The sequence below is a fragment of the Streptomyces sp. NPDC034670 genome (genome assembly GCF_055574875.1).
Genome location: NZ_JBVITR010000010.1, coordinates 146,838 through 163,979, shown reverse-complemented (window position 1 = coordinate 163,979; position 17,142 = coordinate 146,838). Strand labels below are relative to the sequence as shown.

Sequence of the window (17,142 nt, the reverse complement as noted above, 5' to 3'; positions counted from 1 at the left end):
CTAAGGGGATAGCGGCGAAGCAGACTGCCCCCGCGCGCCCCCCCCCCCCCCCTCCCTCCGCGACCCCCCTCGGGACCCCCTTCCCCTGCCCCACTTTTCTGGGGGGGGAACGGGAACGCCGGGGGGCCCGGCACCCCCACGGGTGCCGGGCCCCCGGAGCGCGTGCTCCCGGCTCGCGTCCGCCGCTTACTTGATCCTGGTGCCCGTCGAGCGCAGGTGGCGGCAGGCCTCGACCACGCGGGCCGCCATCGACGCCTCGGCCAGCTTGCCCCAGGTGCGCGGGTCGTAGGTCTTCTTGTTGCCGACCTCGCCGTCGACCTTCAGGACGCCGTCGTAGTTCCGGAACACGTGGTCGACGACCGGACGCGTGAAGGCGTACTGGGTGTCGGTGTCGATGTTCATCTTGACCACGCCGTTCTCCAGGGCGGTCAGGATCTCCTGCTCGGAGGAGCCGGAGCCGCCGTGGAAGACGAAGTCGAACGGCGCCTGCTTGCCGAACTTGGCGGCGACGCCCTCGTTCAGCTCCTTCAGCAGCTCGGGACGCAGGACGACGTTGCCCGGCTTGTACACGCCGTGCACGTTGCCGAAGGACGCGGCCAGCAGGTAGCGGCCCTTCTCGCCCAGGCCCAGCGCCTCCGCCGTGCGGATGGCGTCGTCGACCGTGGTGTACAGGGAGTCGTTGATCTCGTGCGAGACGCCGTCCTCCTCGCCGCCGGTCGGGGTGATCTCCACCTCGAGGATGATCTTCGCGGCGCGGGTGCGCTCGAGGAGCTCCTGGGCGACGGCGAGGTTGTCGGCGAGGGTCTCGGCGGAACCGTCCCACATGTGGGACTGGAACAGCGGGTTACGGCCGGCCTTGACGCGCTCCTCGGAGACCGCGAGCAGCGGACGCACGTACCCGTCGAGCTTGTCCTTCGGGCAGTGGTCCGTGTGCAGGGCGATGTTGACGTCGTACTTCTCGGCGACGATGTGCGCGAACTCGGCCAGGGCCACCGCGCCGGTCACCATGTCCTTGTTGTGCTGGCCGCCCAGGAACTCGGCGCCGCCCGTCGAGATCTGGACGATGCCGTCGCTCTCCGCCTCGGCGAAGCCGCGCAGTGCCGCGTGGAGGGTCTGGGACGAGGTGACGTTGATGGCCGGGTAGGCGAACTTCCCCGCCTTCGCCCGGTCCAGCATCTCGTTGTAGACCTCGGGAGTTGCGATGGGCATCTGTCCGCTCCTCTTAGGGGTTGGGGTGCTGCATACGGTCGGCCCTGACCTGGAACCTTGGATGCGACGTCGTTGTCGGGGCCATCTTCCCAGACTCGTCCGGCCGGTCGACGGCGCAGGCCGAGTCGTTATGTCGACGATGCCGGAGGGCCGCCCGGCGGGGCGGGTCAGTCGAGGCCGAGGTCGTCCTTGGAGTACGCGAACAGGTACGGCACCCCGGCGCCCTCCCGGATCTTCTCGGCGGCGCCGGTGGCCCGGTCGACGATGGTCGCGACCGCCACGACCTCGGCGCCGGCCTCGCGCACGGCCTCGACCGCGGTGAGCGGGGAGCCGCCGGTGGTGGAGGTGTCCTCGACGACCAGGACCCGGCGGCCCGCGACGTCCGGGCCCTCCACCCGGCGCTGCAGGCCGTGCGCCTTGGCGGCCTTGCGCACCACGAACGCGTCCAGTCTCCGGCCGCGCGCGGCGGCGGCGTGCAGCATGGCGGCGGCCACCGGGTCGGCGCCCATGGTCAGGCCGCCGACCGCGTCGAAGTCCAGCTCCGCGGTCAGGTCCAGCAGCACCTGGCCGACCAGCGGGGCGGCCTCGCCGTCGAGGGTGACGCGGCGCAGGTCGACGTAGTAGTCGGCCTCCAGGCCGGAGGAGAGGGTCACCCTGCCGTGCACCACGGCCTTGTCCTTGATCTGCTGCAGCAGCGCGCCGCGAACGTCACTCATGCCAGTCAGCTTAAGGGCGGGTCCAGCTCCAGGTGGTCGAGGCCTCCAGCGGCTCCAGGGGGGTGACCAGGCGCGGGTGGGTGTTCAGCCCGTCGGGCGGGCCGGTCTGCGGCTCCACGCACACCGCCTCGCGCTGCTCGTCGTAGACCACGACCCACTCCTCGCGGCTGGTCACCCGCAGCTCCAGCTCCCCCGGCCAGGTGAGGGTGACGTCGACGCCGCCGGGCATGCCGAAGCAGTCGTCCCAGGGGCCGGGCCCCGGGTCGGTCCGGCGGCCGGTGGGCAGGTGGTCCTCGCCGCGCTCCTCCTGCCAGGCGGGCGCGAAGTCCAGGCGGACGTCCGCGCCGCCGAGGGTGCGGTTGAACCAGGGGTGCCAGCCGATCTGCGCCGGGAAGGACGACGCGTACGTCTCCACGCCCATGGTCAGCGTCAGGGAGTCCGCGGTGAGCGCGATCTGCTGGGTGACGCGTCCGGGGTAGGGCCACGGCTCGGTGAGGTCGTACGTGAGCACGGCCTCGTCGGCGCCGGCGCGGGCGACGCGCCAGGCGGCGTCGCGGGCGGTGCCGTGGATGGCGTGCGGCGGGGCGTTGAGCGGCATCTGCTGGACGGTGGCGCCGTCCCGGAACCGCCCGTCGCGGAGCCGTCCGCACCAGGGGACCATCGGGAAGCAGCCGTACCGCTCCCCCTGCCGCAGCAGTTCGACGCCCCCGAGCCGCAGCCCTCCGACCCGGCCGCCGTTGCCCGGCTGCACGGTCACCTCCGCGTCGCCCGCGGTCAGCGTGATGTCTTCGGTACTCACGGTCCCGACCCTACTGGGGCGATCAAGGGGGCCCGGGCTCCGTCCGGCCGGTTCGCGCCGCTCAGTGCCGCCTGCGCAGCGCCCGGACCGCGACGACCACCGAGGCCACTGCGAGCGCCGCCGGGACCGCCCAGCGCAGGGGGCGGCGGGGCGAGACGGTCTGGGGGGCGGGGACGGGCGCGTACCGGCCGCGGGGCGGGGCGTGGTCCACCTCCTCGGCGCTGCGGCCGATCATCGTCCGCCGGGCGTGGGCCGCCTCGGCGACGGTGTCGTCCTCCTCCCCGGCGGCGGGGTCGGGGGAGGGCTCGGGGACCTCCGTGCCGAGGCCGGGGGGAAGGTCCGGGAGGGGCTGTCCGGCGGGCCCGGCGGCGGGTTCCGGGGGCTCGGAGTCCTCCGGGGCCTCCCGGGCCCCCTCGGGCTCCGCGGGTGCGGGGGGCGGCGGGGCGTCGTCCGCGTCCGGGGTGGTCTCGAAGTCGGTGGTGGCCCGCGGTTCGAAGTCCCCCGCCGCCAGGAGTTCCGGCGACTCCGGGCCGGGGGCCGTCCCGGGGGCCTGCGGGCCGGCGTCCGGGCCGGCCGGTTCCGCGGTCCCGTCCCCGGGGGCGCCCGCCCCGTCCCGGTCCGCCGCCACCACGCCCAGGTTCTCCGCGAAACGGCCCAGCAGACGGGCCACCGCCGAGGCCACCGCGTCCGCCGGGAGGTCCGCGATCCGGCCGTCGGCCGTCGCCGTGCCGTCGGCGGTGAGGGAGGTGCCGCCCTCCACCTCCCGCAGGCGCAGCCGCAGCGCCAGCTTCACCGAGCCGGTGCCGCGGCTCTCCGTCGCGTCGCCCTCCACGGCGTAGGAGCCGTCGTCCTGCCCGGACACCCGTACGGAGCCCCGGTAGGTGAGGGAGTGACCGCCGACGCGGATCCGCAGCCGGCCGGCGACGGGGTCCGGGGCACCGGCGTCGTGCTGGAGCCCGGGCACCGCCCGGGCGACCCGTGCGGGGTCGTCCAGCACCGCCCTGAGCCGCTCCACCTCGACCGGAACGAACACCTCGTGCTCCATGGTTGCGGAGCCTACCCAGGGGACGCGGGGCTGTACCCCCGTCGGCGCGAAGTGGCGGCGCGTCGGTGCCGCCCGGCCGCGGGCCGGGTCCGGGGCTCAGCCCGCGTACCGGGGGTGCACCAGCGTGGACGGCGGCAGGCCGGGCACCCGGGTGCGCGCGGCGGCCCGGGCGCCCGCCGCGAGGGAGGCGTCGGTGAGCGTGCGCGGGCGCGGCCCGGACGGGTCCAGGCGCAGGTCCGGGCCGGTGCGGGCGGCCAGCACGAAGCCCCAGTCGCGGGGGACGCGGGCGGTGTCCGCGGGGCCGGGCCCGGCCGGGGGGCCGCTCGCGCGGTACGGGGCGGTGCGCAGGCCGGCCGCGCGCAGGGTCGCCTCCACCGTCCAGAAGTCGCGGGGGCGGGACGCCACCGGACCGCCGTGCACCACGAGCCGCCCGCCGGGCGCCAGGACGCGCCGGACCAGGCCGTAGAACTCCTGCGCGTACAGCTTGGTGCTCGCGGTGTTCCCGGGGGGCGGCAGGTCCGCGACCACCACGTCGTACGCCGCCGGGGGCGCCCCGCGCAGCCGGTCGAAGGGGTCCCCGGCGGTCACGCGCACGCGCGGGTCGTCGAGGGCGCGCTCGTTCAGCGCGGACAGCGCCGGGTCGCTGCGGGCGAGCCGCACCACGTCCGCGTCGGGCCCGACGACGTCGACCCGGTGCACGCCGGGACGGCGCAGCACCTCGCGGACGGCCAGTCCGTCACCGCCGCCGAGGACGAGCACGCGGGCGTGCGGCCCGGCCATCGCGGGGTGCACCAGCGCCTCGTGGTAGCGCCGTTCGCCCCGGCCCCCGGCCCGCAGCCGCCCGTCGAGGTACAGGGCCGGCGGCCGGCCGTCCCGGCCCGTGGTGAGGACGACCTCCTGGGCGTCGGTCCGCAGGGCCACGCGCACGTCCGAGCCGTACAGGGCGTGCCGGGCGGCCCGTTCGAAGTCGTCGGCGAGGACGGCGGCCGAGGCGAGGACGACGAGCACGCAGGCGTTGCCGGCCGCCAGCAGCCGGCGGGCGCGGCGGGTGAGGTCCTGCCGGAAGAGGCCCAGCACCAGCGCGCCGCCGACGACCGCGTTGACGGCACCGGTGATCAGCGCGCCGGTCAACTGGCCGAGGAGCGGCAGGAGGAGGAAGGGGAACGCGAGGCCGCCGACGAGCGCGCCGACGTAGTCCGCGGCGAACAGGTCGGCCACCGCACCGCCCGCGTCCTGCCGGCGGATCCGCTGGATCAGCTCCATCAGCAGCGGGACCTCGGCGCCGATCAGCAGTCCGACGGCGAGGGAGAAGACGACCAGGAGGACGCGCGGGCCCGCCGCCCAGGGGCCGCCCCAGTCGCCGGTCCAGGCGAAGACGGCGTACAGGGCCATCGCGCTGCCCCCGCCGACGAGGGCGAGCACGGCCTCGACGGCGCCGAAGGCGGCCGCCGCGTGCCGGCGCAGCCGTTTCGCGGCCAGGGACCCGATGCCCATGGCGAAGACCATCACGGACAGCACGACGGACGCCTGGGTGACCGAGTCGCCCATCAGGTAGGTGGCCAGCGCGACGAGCTCGAGTTCGTACACGAGCCCGCAGGCCGCGCAGACGAACACGCCCGCGAGGACCAGGAACCGCCCGGTGCCCTGCCGCACGGGCAGCCGCGCGCAGCCGCCCGGGGAGCCGGCTGCGGCGGCCGGCCCGTCGTCGGCCGGCCCGTGCCCGGTCGGTCCGCCTCCGGGCGGGAGGGCACCGGTCGGGGCGGGGGCCTTTGACTCGATCATCCTGCGACGTTACGTTACGCCTCCGGCACGGATCGTCACCCACACGCGTGAAGTTTGTTTACGCCCGCGCCAACCCGGCACGACCGCGGGACCCGCGGGGGGACGCGCTCGCGCCCCCGCGCGTCCCCACCTTCGTCCGGGTCACCACCAGCTGTCCGTCCTGCGGATAGGCGTGCCAGGTCCGCCAGTGGACCTGGCCCTCGTGGCGCTGGGCGAGCAGCGCGGTGAACGCGTGCGGGCTGCCGGGGAAGACCCCGACGAGGCCCTGCGGGTGGTCGGAGACCAGCGCGAGCAGTTCCTGGGCGCGGCCGGCGAAGGAGCCCGGGGAGAGGGCCTCCACCCGGGCGGCGAACTCGTACTCCCAGTCGTCCACCCGCTTGGCCACGCCCAGCGGAAGGGGCGTACTGCTGCCCGGGAGGCACGCCACCGTCTCCGAGCACAGGCCGCGCTCCTCTTCCAGCAGCACCTGGTGGGACGCGCCGAGGAGCCTCAACTGCATTTTCTTTCCGGCGAGTTCGAGATCGAGGGTGGCCAGCGCCGGGAGCGGCTCGCGCCCCAGGGCCCAGGCGAGGTCGGCCGCGCGTGTGTCGGTGTAGGCGGTGTTCAGGGTCGTGAGCATGGATCGACTCCGCAAGCACGCAAGAAGGGAGATGTGGACCCGGACACCCCGGCCGCTCCGGGGAGTTCGGCCCGTCAGCCCGGTCGGCCGGCCGGAAGAGGGGTTCCGCGAGGGGGGTCCGAGGGCTGCGTGTCGGTAATGAGAGGAAATCATGAACGGACGCGCCGTCACAGCGTTTTTACCCAACTTCATGGGGTTTCCATCCCCCAGGGGACTCCTCAGCTCAACTGTTCAGTCGCGGCGCGCACTTCGCGGCGCCGGAGTGCGCGCCCGGCCGCACCGGCCCGTTCGCCCGACCGGAACCGGAAGGCCGTCCGCCGCTCAACGGCACAGCGGGGCCCGCCCAGGCGCGGACCCCGCTGTCGCGGATGCGTGCCCCCCGAAGGGGAGGCGGGCTGCCCCGTGTCAGCCGCCTCCGCCGCATCCGCCGCCGCCCCCGCAGGACGACCCGCCTCCGCAGGACGAGCCGCCCCCGCCGCAGGACGACCCGCTGCTGGAACCGCCGTCGAACGACGAGCCGCAGGACGCGGCGACGGCCCCGCCGCCCGCCCACCAGCTCCCGTCGCTGCCGCCGCCGTCGTGCCGGCCCCCGGACCCCCCGGAGCGCCGACCGCCCGCCCGCCGGCTCCGGGCCGGCCGGCCCGAGGCCCTGCGCACCCCGGACACGACCATCGCGACGAACCCCGCGCAGACCAGCGCGAGGAGCAGCGCAAGGAACAGAGCCACGACGATGCCGATGTCCATGGCGCCGCCCTCCCTTCCATCCCCCGTGATCCCCCGAAGCAGCCCCCCGTGGGTGCCCCGCTCACGGGTGTGACCGGGAGATGCCCTCCGCCCGCGCGGCCCAAAGCGGAGTTGAGGAAGTCCAGAGCTTCGGCGCAGGATGGCCGGCATGACCTCCAGCCCGCGCCCCCTCCTGAACCGCCGGCTCGCCGAGTTCGGGACCACGGTCTTCGCCGAGATGTCCGCCCTGGCCCTGCGCACCGGGGCCATCAACCTGGGCCAGGGCTTCCCCGACACCGACGGCCCCGAGGAGGTCAGGGAGGCCGCCGTACGGGCGCTGCGGGACGGCCGCGGCAACCAGTACCCGCCGGGCCCGGGCGTCCCCGAGCTGCGCACCGCCGTCGCCGCGCACCAGCGGCGCCGCTACGGGCTGTCCTTCGACCCCGACACCGAGGTCCTGGTCACCGCCGGCGCCACCGAGGCGATCGCCGCCGCCCTGCTCGCCCTGGTGGAGCCCGGCGACGAGGTGGTCGCCCTGGAGCCGTACTACGACTCCTACGCGGCCTGCGTCGCCCTGGCGGGCGGCCGGCGCGTGCCGGTCACCCTGCGCCCGCGGGACGGCCGCTTCCGGCTCGACCTGGACGAACTGCGCGACGCCGTCACCGACCGCACCCGGCTGCTGCTGATCAACACCCCGCACAACCCGACCGGCACCGTCCTGACCCGCGAGGAGCTGGCGGCGATCGCCGCCCTGGCCGTGGAGCGCGACCTGCTGGTGGTCACCGACGAGGTCTACGAGCACCTGGTCTACGACGACGCCGAGCACGTGCCGCTGGCGACCTTCCCCGGGATGCGGGAGCGCACGGTGACCATCTCCAGCGCGGGCAAGACCTTCTCGTTCACCGGCTGGAAGGTCGGCTGGGTGACGGCCTCGCCGGAGCTGGTGACGGCGGTCCGCTCCGCCAAGCAGTACCTGACGTACGTCTCCGCGGGCCCGTTCCAGTACGCGGTCGCCGAGGCGCTCGCGCTGCCCGAGTCGTACTTCACCGGGTTCCGGGACGACCTGCGGGCCAAGCGGGACGTGCTGGCGGCGGGCCTGGAGGAGGCGGGCCTCACCGTCTACCGGCCCGCGGGCACGTACTTCGTCACCGCCGACATCCGGCCCCTGGGCGAGAGCGACGGCGTCGCCTTCTGCCGGGCCCTGCCCGAGCGCGCGGGCGTCGTCGCCATCCCCACGGCGGTCTTCTACGACCACCGGGAGGCGGGCGCCCCCTTCGTCCGCTTCGCGTTCTGCAAGAAGGTCGACACCCTCCTCGAGGCCGTCGACCGCCTGCGGCGCCTGACGCCCTGAGCTCCGGGCCCTTCCGGGGCAGGCAAGGGAGAGCGAACGGACCATCGAGAAGAGCGGCACGCGCCCCTGCCCTCGTCTCGAACGAACGGTGGGACTTCCCGTACGGGAAGTCCCACCAGGGGTGAGGGGCGGCGAGGGAGCACTCGGGACCGGCCCGGAAAGTTCCCACGCTCGACTTCCGGTCGTGTGCGTCAACTCGAGATGGACGCGTTGCTCGACCAGAACGTCGACCGCACGTTCGGTGCCGGCAGCTCCTGCCCCGAGTAGTCGGGGCCGTTCGGTCTGCTGGTCGGCTGAGAAACCTCGGACTTCTCCACACACGGGGTGGTGACGCTCAGGTGGGCCTGGCCGTTGGGCCCGATCAAGACTTCGAGCTGGAAGCCGTCCTGTGTCTTGAAGTGGGCCGCGAGCCCGTTCGGGCTCGTGGCGACGAGCTCGTAGCCCTTGCTCTTCCAGTGACGTTCCAGCACGCCGAGGAAGCTGCCACGCCGCTCGGCGGAAATGATCGTCATGACGGAACGATCGCGGTCCACATAACAGTCACCCGGCATGGAGTACCTGTGTGTCCACTCGACGGGAGGCTTGATGGCCGCAAACGCCTCGTCCAGGATCTTGTCCGCCCTGTCGGCGGCTTCTTGCAGGTTCATCTTCGACTGACTTTCCTTGCTTGAGGGTGCAGAACCCGTCGTGCCGCATCCGACAAGAAGCAGTGCCAGTACTGCGGATACTGCAATCCTTTCCCTCATCGCGGCGTCTCCCTTATAACGTATTCCGGATACCCCGCGACAATGGCAGCGATGTTTTGCGCAGAGATCTTGTCCTTCCCTTCCTCCGGAGAGAAGTAATTACTGTGGGCTTCGATATCGAATTTCGAACCCAGAACGTCCGGGAAAGACGGTTGAACAAGCTCCGGCCCGGGCAGGGTCTCGAATCTGTTGGCGCCGAACGCTTTGCTTGCAGGATCCTTGCCGAACCAGATGTCGTCGTCACCCTGGTCAGCGACCTCTCCTCCGAGGTATGCGCCAGGCGGCCCTCCTCCGAAGAATCCCATGGTCCCTGCCACAGCTTCCTTCGGTGAAGGAAGCTTGGTGACGATGTCGTTCTCCGCCGCGCCCACCCAGACGTGACTCTTGTCCACACCCAGATCCTCCGCCCTGTCGACGCCGACGCCGGGACTGCCGACGAGAATGATGTCGTCAACGCCCGGAATCCCTCCCTCCTCCTGCGTGGCTCCCCCTACCAGCCGAGAACCGTAGGAATGCCCGATGGCGGTGATGTGAGGATCGGCATTCTCATTGGTTGCCGAAATTCCACTCATGAAGCTGTTGTATGCGGGAGCACCGCGCTCGGCATCACCCGCAGTCATCACATCGATCGATTGAGGCGCATCGTAGCCGAGCCATACTATCGACGATGAGGACGTATCGAACTTCTGGGCCTCCGCAGCCGTGTGGAAGGCGCGCTTCACCGTACCATCGGCAAATTCGGAGTCGAGTTTGGTGCCCAGGCCAGGCACATAAGCTGAGACGTTCTTTGAGGTGTCAGGGTTCCCGTAGGCAACGATCGCCCTGCCGTTCCCTTCAAGACCGACCCCTAGGAGGAACATGGGCGGCTGACTTACCGCATTGAGCTTGCTCTGGATCCCTTTCAGCCCTTCGAGTTTTTCTTTGGATGCCTCGTCGTGTCGGCCCTCCAACTGCGCGATGAGGAGGTGGATGTTCTCCCGGTTCGCCTCGTCCCGGACCGTGGAGGGAACCCCGTCCAAATTGCCGATGACTTCCGGGAAGGCCGTTTTGTACTCCTCACGCTCCTCGTTGCTGAGGCTGTCCCACCACTCCTTGCGCTCGGCGGGCGACTTGTCCAATGGGATGTGATCCTGAAGGTATTCGCTGGCCGCTGAACTCACCGCATCGACATCGGATGCCACGTCCGCCCATGTCTTGGCGTCGACGTTCAGTCCCGGCGCCGCCTTGAGCTTGTTCAGCGCCTTGCTGTACCGGTCGTCGATCTCCTGAGCTTCCCGTACGGCGTGGGCGATGCGGTCGGCGATGTCCACAGCTTTGGCGTGGTGCGGGTTCGGGTTCTTGAGCTGAGGGCTGTTCGGTACCAGCCCCGGTGGTTGAAACCCTGTGTTGTTGCCCGTGATCAGACCATTGTTACCCAGGACGGTGCCGCCGGGGATCGGCTCACCGGTGAGCTCGTTCTTACCGCCGGCGGGATACGTGATGGTGCCGTCTTCGTTGACGGTGTATGCCAGCGCGGCCGCATCGTCCAGTGCCTCGGTCAGGCGCCGCTTGGGAGCGGCGATCTCGGACGAGAAGCCGTCAAGAGCTCCGGTAATCAGGCCGCACTCGACCTGGATGTAGTGGAAGTTCTCCGACAGTTTCCGCAGTTGCTTGAGCGCCGCGTCCGCGGCCTCACCCTCATTGGCCTTCCGCATGGCCACGGTGATCTGCTTGTCGATGCGGTCCCTGCCCGCGTCGGCCATACTGCTGATCGCGCGGTACCCGTCCGCCGCCTCCGCGTATTCGGTCGGTTCGAGGGCCTTGAGCGTCAAGTGGTCCATGTGCTCGGATCACCGCCCCTTGGCCTGGCCGTCGACGGGCGTGTCCTCGTAGTACTCGGTCTTCAGCTTGGCAATCTCGGCCTCGATGGCCTCATCGGTCCGCAGTTGGTCGCTGCCCGCTTTCTCCAGTACGCCGGCAAGCCCGTCGCACACCTCGCCCACGTCCTTGACGTAGCGCTTCCAGGAGTCGTAGACGCTTTGCTGGGCCGCTGCGGTCAGGCACCCGGACCCCTTCCCGAGTCCCGTCTGACCCGACTCCGCCCTCGCCCATGCCTTGCCGAGGTCCTCCCGCAATGACCCGACGCTTTCCCCCGCCTTGGTCCACGCCGCCTTGTCGGACCTCAGCCTGTCGGCGCCGCCACCGCCACCGGAACTGGTGCCGCCTTGGTCGGCGGGCAGTTGATTGAGCTGCATCTGCGTGGTGTGCTGCTCGGCCGCTGCTGCCTTCAGCCGTTCCCACTCCTCCCACGCCATGCGCGGCTCCTCCCCGTATTCGTCCTGTGCCGACGAGCAGATACAGACCAGTGATGTCAACGCTGCGGTGACCGGGACGTACCGTAATTCCTCCGCACCACGTGCCCCATCCGTATCGGCCACCATGGCGTCTGAGTAGCTGTACTCAGACTGAACCCGGTCCTCGACATCCGGCTCCTGGGCGAGAGCGACGGCGTCGCCTTCTGCCGGGCCCTGCCCGAGCGCGCGGGCGTCGTCGCCATCCCCACGGCGGTCTTCTACGACCACCGGGAGGCGGGCGCCCCCTTCGTCCGCTTCGCGTTCTGCAAGAAGGTCGACACCCTCCTCGAGGCCGTCGACCGCCTGCGGCGCCTGACGCCCTGAGCTCCGGGCCCTTCCGGGGCAGGCAAGGGAGAGCGAACGGACCATCGAGAAGAGCGGCACGCGCCCGTGCCCTCGTCTCGAACGAACGGTGGGACTTCCCGTACGGGAAGTCCCACCAGGGGTGAGGGGCGGCGAGGGAGCACTCGGGACCGGCCCGGAAAGTCTCACCGCCCGGCTTCCGGATGTGTGCGTCAACACGGTCCGGGACCAGGCCCGGGCCGTCACCGCACCCTCACGGCCAGGTGCGCTCGATGCGGTCGCGTCGCACCGCGCAGGCCGCGGGGCCACCCCTGGCCACGGTCCTCGCACCGTCGCACATCGAGTCTCCCGTCCGGGGAGCGATCGCACACCCGCCCGTCTGCTCAGCCGGCCGCACGAAGAAGATCCCCGACGAGGTGGCCCCGGCAGTCGCGGCAGTGTCCGGGTTCGGGGAACGGAAGGCGCGCTCGCAGCCGTCGCAGGTCTGGAGGGGTGGTACGGCCGGGCGGTCGGGGAGGGGCGGGAGCGGATCCGGGGGCGGTGCGGGCAGCGGGGTCTCCCGGAGGCGGAAGGCGAGGATGCCCGCCGGGCGGGTCAGGAGGCGGTCGGGGAGTCCCGCCGTGAGGAGTGCGGTGATCCGGGAGGGGCGAGGCCGACCGTCAGCCGTGCGGTGACGGCGGGTGCCAGGCGCACGGCCTCGCGCTCGGACAGGACGAGCCGGGGATCGACGCGGCGCAGCGAGGCCAGGACGGCGACCGCCCGCGGGTCGGCGTCGGCGAGCACGGTCGGCTCCTCCGGCTGGGGCGGGGCGGGGGCGGGCGCCGCGGCCGGTGAGGACGTGGTGCGCTCGGCTGCGGGCGGCTCGCGGGGCCGGGGCGGTTTCGGCGGTCCCGGTGGCCCGTCCGGGTCCGGCCGCGGGGTGCCGCCGAGCGTTCGACCGACTCACCCGCCTGGAGACCGTCCTCGACGAGTCCGTGCCGGACCGGCGGCCCGGGTACGTCTGCTTCGACCGCGACAACGTCCGCACCGCGCTGCACCGCGGGAACGGCGTGGAGACCTGCGGCCTGCCGAGCCCGGACAACGTCCTGGTCATGGGGGAGCGCGCCCAGGGCTCCGACGCGCTGAGCCACCTCTTCGGCCAGGCGCTCGTCGCCGTGCAGACGCTGCGGAACTCCCCGGAGGGGAGGGAACGGTTCACCGAGAAGGTGGCCGCGCCCGGAAGGGGAACGGCCTGCCGGAAGGCTTCCGGCCCTCGAAGGTCGTCTTCGCGATCCTGCTGAAGGACGGCACCGGCCTCACCGCCGACACCCTGTTCCCCTTCTCGCAGGTCACCCTGGTGCAGACGGCCAGGACGCTCGAAGCGTGGGGTGTCCGGGCCGAGGTCGTCGGCATCGCCTCCACTGCGCCGGACGGCGCCTCGGCGGGCATCCGTCGGTTGGTGGCGTAGCCGCCGCGCACCGCGACCTCGTACAACGGCCGAAGGGCGCGAAGACCCCCTGAACGCGGGGAGCCCGGCCCCGGCAACCGGCCGTGACGGCCGGTGTCCGGGCCGGGCTCTCCCCGCGGACGGCGCTGACCCGGCCGGCGCTCACCCGGCCGGTACCCGCCGCCCGCCGTGTTCGGCGGTGGCCGCCGGGACGGCTACTCGTCGTCCTCGGGCTTGTCCGCTTCGTTGATCTCCTTCTCCAGGCCGAGCTGCTCGACGAGCCACTTGTCGAACTCGATGGCGGCCCGCACCCAGCTGACCGTCGACGAGACGAAGTGCTCCAGGCTGACGCCCATGCCGATCAGCGTCTGGGCCTCACCGATGAGACGGACGGTGCCGTCGTCGTGGGTGTGGGTGTAGACCTTGGGCCACAGGGTGCGCCGGTTCCAGTCGTCGATGGACTCCAGCAGCTGCGGCTTCTCCTCGATGCGGTGCGGACGGTCGTAGAACGTCCGCACGGAGAAGATCTGCTGCTCACCCTCCCCGCGGAACATGAAGTAGGTGCGGAACTGCTCCCACGGCGCCGCGAGGTCGCCCTCGTCGTCGACGACGTACTTGAGCTCCATCTGGTCGAGGAGCTGCTTCACAAGGTCCTGATCCGGGACGACGGGGCCCGCCGGTCCTTGGGGCTGCGGCTCGGGCTGGCCCCCGAAATTCGGAATCGAGGACGGGTCGATGCTCACCGTGATTTTCCCTTCGTGCGGATCCCGCCATCCTCCCTCATCCGGGGAGGGGGGTGGCAAGCCCCGACGGGCCTGTCGGCCCTCGGCTGACTCGATCCGGTCATTCGGCGGGTACCCCCGAAGGGGCGGGCCCACCGTCCGCGCGGGACGGCGGGCCCGGGATCTTTCTCCGGCGTTCCGGTCGCTCAGAGCGTCTTGCCGGTCGCCGGCCCCACCAGCAGGCCCTCGCCGAAGCGGTCCACGCGGACCGTGTCGCCGTCCTTGATCTCGCCGGAGAGGATCTCCTTGGCGAGCCGGTCGCCGATGGCGGTCTGGACCAGACGGCGCAGCGGGCGGGCGCCGTAGGCCGGGTCCAGGCCCTCCTCCGCCAGCCAGGCCAGGGCGTCCTCGGTGACGTCCAGGGTGAGCCGGCGCTCGGCGAGCCGCCGGGCCAGGCCGGCGATCTGGAGCTTCGCGATGCGCTCCAGCTCGGGCTTGGTCAGCGCGGAGAAGACCACCAGGTCGTCGAGGCGGTTGAGGAACTCCGGCTTGAAGGAGGACCGGACCACCTCCAGCACCTGTTCCTTCTTCTCCGCCTCGGTGGTCACCGGGTCGATCAGGTACTGGCTGCCCAGGTTGGAGGTGAGGACCAGGATGGTGTTGCGGAAGTCGACGGTGCGGCCCTGGCCGTCGGTGAGCCGGCCGTCGTCCAGCACCTGGAGCAGGATGTCGAAGACCTCGGGGTGGGCCTTCTCCACCTCGTCGAGCAGCACCACGCTGTACGGCCGCCGGCGCACCGCCTCGGTGAGCTGGCCGCCCTCCTCGTAGCCGACGTAGCCGGGCGGGGCGCCGACCAGGCGGGCCACGCTGTGCTTCTCGCTGTACTCCGACATGTCGATGCGGACCATGGCCCGCTCGTCGTCGAAGAGGAAGTCGGCGAGCGCCTTGGCGAGTTCGGTCTTGCCGACGCCGGTGGGACCGAGGAAGAGGAAGGAGCCGGTGGGACGGTCGGGGTCGGCGACGCCGGCCCGGGAGCGCCGTACCGCGTCGGAGACCGCCCGGACGGCCTCGCTCTGGCCGATGAGCCGCTTGCCGAGCTCGTCCTCCATGCGCAGCAGCTTCTGCGTCTCGCCCTCCAGCAGGCGGCCGGCGGGGATGCCGGTCCAGGAGGCGACGACGTCGGCGATGTCGTCGGGACCGACCTCCTCCTTGACCATGGTGTCCCGGGCGGCCTCCTCCTCGGCCTCGGAGGCGGCCTCGAGGTCGCGCTCCAGGGCCGGGATCTCGCCGTAGAGGAGCTTGGAGGCGGTGTCGAAGTCGCCGTCGCGCTGGGCGCGCTCGGCCTGGCCGCGCAGGTCGTCGAGCTTCTCCTTGAGCTCGCCGACGCGGTTGAGGGACTGCTTCTCCTTCTCCCAGCGGGCGGTGAGGCCGCGCAGCTCCTCCTCCTTGTCGGCGAGGTCGCGGCGCAGCTTCTCCAGGCGCTCGCGCGAGGCGGGGTCGGTCTCCTTGGCGAGCGCCAGCTCCTCCATCCGCAGCCGGTCGACGGCGCGCTGGAGCTCGTCGATCTCGACCGGGGACGAGTCGATCTCCATGCGGAGCCGGGAGGCGGCCTCGTCGACGAGGTCGATGGCCTTGTCCGGCAGGAAGCGGGAGGTGATGTAGCGGTCGGAGAGGGCGGCCGCCGCCACCAGCGCGCTGTCGGCGATCTGGACCTTGTGGTGGGCCTCGTAGCGGCCCTTGAGCCCGCGCAGGATGGCGATGGAGTCCTCGACGGTCGGCTCGGCGACCAGCACCTGCTGGAAGCGCCGCTCCAGGGCCGGGTCCTTCTCGATCCGCTCGCGGTACTCGTCCAGGGTGGTGGCGCCGACCATGCGCAGCTCGCCGCGGGCGAGCATGGGCTTGAGCATGTTGCCGGCGTCCATGGCGGAGTCGCCGCCGGCGCCCGCGCCGACGACCGTGTGCAGCTCGTCGATGAAGGTGATGACCTGCCCGTCGGAGTCCTTGATCTCGGCGAGGACGGTCTTCAGCCGCTCCTCGAACTCGCCGCGGTACTTGGCTCCGGCGACCATCGCGCCCAGGTCGAGCGCGACGAGCCGCTTGTCCTTCAGCGACTCGGGCACGTCGCCCTTGACGATCCGCTGGGCGAGCCCCTCGACGACGGCGGTCTTGCCGACGCCGGGCTCGCCGATGAGGACGGGGTTGTTCTTGGTGCGGCGGCTCAGCACCTGGACGACCCGCCGGATCTCCTGGTCCCGTCCGATGACGGGGTCGAGCCTGCCCTCGCGGGCGGCGGCGGTGAGGTCGGTGCCGAACTTCTCCAGGGCCTTGTACTGACCCTCGGGGTCGGCGGTGGTCACCCGGCGTGCTCCTCTCGCCTTCTGGAAGGCGTCCTGCAGCTTCTTCGCGGTCGCGCCCTGGCGGGCCAGCACCTCGCCGGCGGCCCCGCCCTTGGCGGCGATGCCGATGAGGAGGTGCTCGGTGGAGAGGTACTCGTCGCCCAGGTCGCGGGCGCGGGCCTGGGCGTCCGCGACGACGGCGAGCAGCTCGCGGTTCGGCTGGGGCGGCGCGACGGTGGACCCGGTCACGCTCGGCAGCCCGGCGAGGACGCGTTCGGCTCCGGAGCGTACGGCCGCCTGGTCGGCGTCGACCGCGGCGAGCAGGTCCGTGATGTTCTCGTTGTCCTGGCCCTGGAGCAGGGCCAGCAGCAGATGCGCGGGGGTGAGGTCGGGGTGCCCGTCGGTCACGGCCCGGTTGCCGGCGGCGCCCAGCGCGTCCCGGCTCCGGTTGGTCAGCTCGGCGTCCACGTTCGCGTTCTCCTCCTTGCGACGACCCTTCAGCGCCCTTCGTGGCTGACTCGGTCAACGTCCACAAACTTGAGTCTATTCCACTCAAGGAGGTGGACGGGAGGGCCGAACGGTCGAGTTTTCGGGCCGTGACCGCCGCACACCGGGGTCACGGCCCCCACGTACCCGGGGCACGGCCGCCCCGCACCCGGTGGATACGGACGGCCCCCGGGGCGCGCTCACCCCGCGCGAGGACAGGAAGGAGGGCGCGAGGAGACAGGGAAGGGCAGGGAGGGGCTGGAAGGGGCCGCGGCCGGGGCGACAAGGGGGCCGGAAGGGGCGGCAAGGGGCCAGGAGAGGCCGGAAAGAGCCAAGAAGGGCCGGAAGAGGCCGGAGGGGACCGGAAAGGAGAATCGCACCGCCGCACGGTTCATTACCGGCCATCACGAAAGCAGGTCGCTGTCCCGAAATATCCCCGCAAACTGCAGCGGGGGGGGGGGGGGGGGGGGGGGGGGGGGGGGGGGGGGGGGGGGGAGAACACGAAAGGCCGCTCCAGAGGAGGGGAGCGGGTCGGAGAACTCGGGG

At 72.1% G+C, this 17,142-nt stretch carries 15 protein-coding genes and 1 pseudogene; 4 read left to right on the top strand and 12 right to left on the bottom strand.

All coding sequences use genetic code 11. The annotated features are described in order from the left end of the window. Positions 1-186: 186 nt before the first annotated feature. The 7 genes from fbaA to ACZ56B_RS10680 form a co-directional block, all read right to left on the bottom strand. Positions 187-1,209: a class II fructose-bisphosphate aldolase gene (fbaA, locus tag ACZ56B_RS10710; RefSeq protein WP_468788384.1), complete on the bottom strand. Its 1,023-nt coding sequence runs from the start codon at positions 1,207-1,209 to the stop codon at positions 187-189. Positions 1,210-1,376: 167 nt separating this feature from the next. Next, positions 1,377-1,925, bottom strand: coding sequence for an orotate phosphoribosyltransferase (gene pyrE, locus ACZ56B_RS10705; RefSeq protein ID WP_468788382.1), 549 nt, complete (start codon positions 1,923-1,925; stop codon positions 1,377-1,379). Between the two features lie 10 nt (positions 1,926-1,935). Then, positions 1,936-2,724, bottom strand: coding sequence for an aldose epimerase family protein (locus tag ACZ56B_RS10700; protein ID WP_468788380.1), 789 nt, complete (start codon positions 2,722-2,724; stop codon positions 1,936-1,938). Between the two features lie 61 nt (positions 2,725-2,785). Next, entirely contained in the window at positions 2,786-3,769 is a 984-nt protein-coding gene (locus ACZ56B_RS10695; protein WP_468788378.1) for an SRPBCC domain-containing protein, read from the bottom strand. A gap of 96 nt (positions 3,770-3,865) precedes the next feature. Further along, positions 3,866-5,551, bottom strand: coding sequence for a polyamine aminopropyltransferase (locus ACZ56B_RS10690; protein WP_468788376.1), 1,686 nt, complete (start codon positions 5,549-5,551; stop codon positions 3,866-3,868). Between the two features lie 58 nt (positions 5,552-5,609). After that, the gene (locus ACZ56B_RS10685; RefSeq protein WP_468788374.1) at positions 5,610-6,170 is read right to left on the bottom strand and encodes a DUF2617 family protein; all 561 of its coding nucleotides are present in this window, start codon (positions 6,168-6,170) and stop codon (positions 5,610-5,612) included. A 405-nt stretch (positions 6,171-6,575) separates the two neighbouring features. Further along, positions 6,576-6,914, bottom strand: coding sequence for a hypothetical protein (locus ACZ56B_RS10680; RefSeq protein WP_468788372.1), 339 nt, complete (start codon positions 6,912-6,914; stop codon positions 6,576-6,578). 139 nt (positions 6,915-7,053) lie between these two features. On the opposite strand from ACZ56B_RS10680, the gene ACZ56B_RS10675 reads away from it, so the two are divergent. Further along, the gene (locus ACZ56B_RS10675) at positions 7,054-8,244 is read left to right on the top strand and encodes a pyridoxal phosphate-dependent aminotransferase (RefSeq protein ID WP_468788370.1); all 1,191 of its coding nucleotides are present in this window, start codon (positions 7,054-7,056) and stop codon (positions 8,242-8,244) included. Between the two features lie 191 nt (positions 8,245-8,435). Here the strand turns inward: ACZ56B_RS10675 and ACZ56B_RS10670 are convergent, their stop codons facing one another. Both ACZ56B_RS10670 and ACZ56B_RS10665 read right to left on the bottom strand, forming a co-directional pair. Further along, positions 8,436-8,891 carry a hypothetical protein gene (locus tag ACZ56B_RS10670; protein WP_468788368.1) on the bottom strand — a complete coding sequence of 152 codons (456 nt, stop codon included), beginning with the start codon at positions 8,889-8,891 and terminating at the stop codon, positions 8,436-8,438. Positions 8,892-8,986: 95 nt separating this feature from the next. After that, complete coding sequence (locus ACZ56B_RS10665; protein ID WP_468788366.1) at positions 8,987-10,810, bottom strand: alpha/beta hydrolase; 1,824 nt, start codon at positions 10,808-10,810, stop codon at positions 8,987-8,989. Between the two features lie 639 nt (positions 10,811-11,449). On the opposite strand from ACZ56B_RS10665, the pseudogene ACZ56B_RS10660 reads away from it, so the two are divergent. Further along, positions 11,450-11,647 (top strand): annotated as a pseudogene (locus ACZ56B_RS10660) (aminotransferase); the annotation flags it as partial. 573 nt (positions 11,648-12,220) lie between these two features. Here the strand turns inward: ACZ56B_RS10660 and ACZ56B_RS10655 are convergent. After that, positions 12,221-12,409, bottom strand: coding sequence for a hypothetical protein (locus tag ACZ56B_RS10655; RefSeq protein WP_468788364.1), 189 nt, complete (start codon positions 12,407-12,409; stop codon positions 12,221-12,223). Between the two features lie 110 nt (positions 12,410-12,519). On the opposite strand from ACZ56B_RS10655, the gene ACZ56B_RS10650 reads away from it, so the two are divergent. Both ACZ56B_RS10650 and ACZ56B_RS10645 read left to right on the top strand, forming a co-directional pair. Next, positions 12,520-12,906, top strand: coding sequence for a TIGR04141 family sporadically distributed protein (locus tag ACZ56B_RS10650; protein ID WP_468788362.1), 387 nt, complete (start codon positions 12,520-12,522; stop codon positions 12,904-12,906). Beyond that, on the top strand, positions 12,858-13,073 hold the full coding sequence (locus ACZ56B_RS10645; RefSeq protein ID WP_468788404.1) for a DUF6119 family protein: 216 nt from the start codon (positions 12,858-12,860) through the stop codon (positions 13,071-13,073). The genes ACZ56B_RS10650 and ACZ56B_RS10645 overlap by 49 nt, the downstream gene beginning before the upstream one ends. 194 nt (positions 13,074-13,267) lie before the next feature. Here ACZ56B_RS10645 and ACZ56B_RS10640 read toward each other — a convergent pair whose 3' ends face one another. Further along, the gene (locus ACZ56B_RS10640) at positions 13,268-13,795 is read right to left on the bottom strand and encodes a YbjN domain-containing protein (RefSeq protein ID WP_468788360.1); all 528 of its coding nucleotides are present in this window, start codon (positions 13,793-13,795) and stop codon (positions 13,268-13,270) included. A gap of 185 nt (positions 13,796-13,980) precedes the next feature. After that, positions 13,981-16,578, bottom strand: a complete 2,598-nt coding sequence (gene clpB, locus ACZ56B_RS10635) for an ATP-dependent chaperone ClpB (protein WP_468788358.1) — start codon at positions 16,576-16,578, stop codon at positions 13,981-13,983. Positions 16,579-17,142 lie beyond the last annotated feature (564 nt).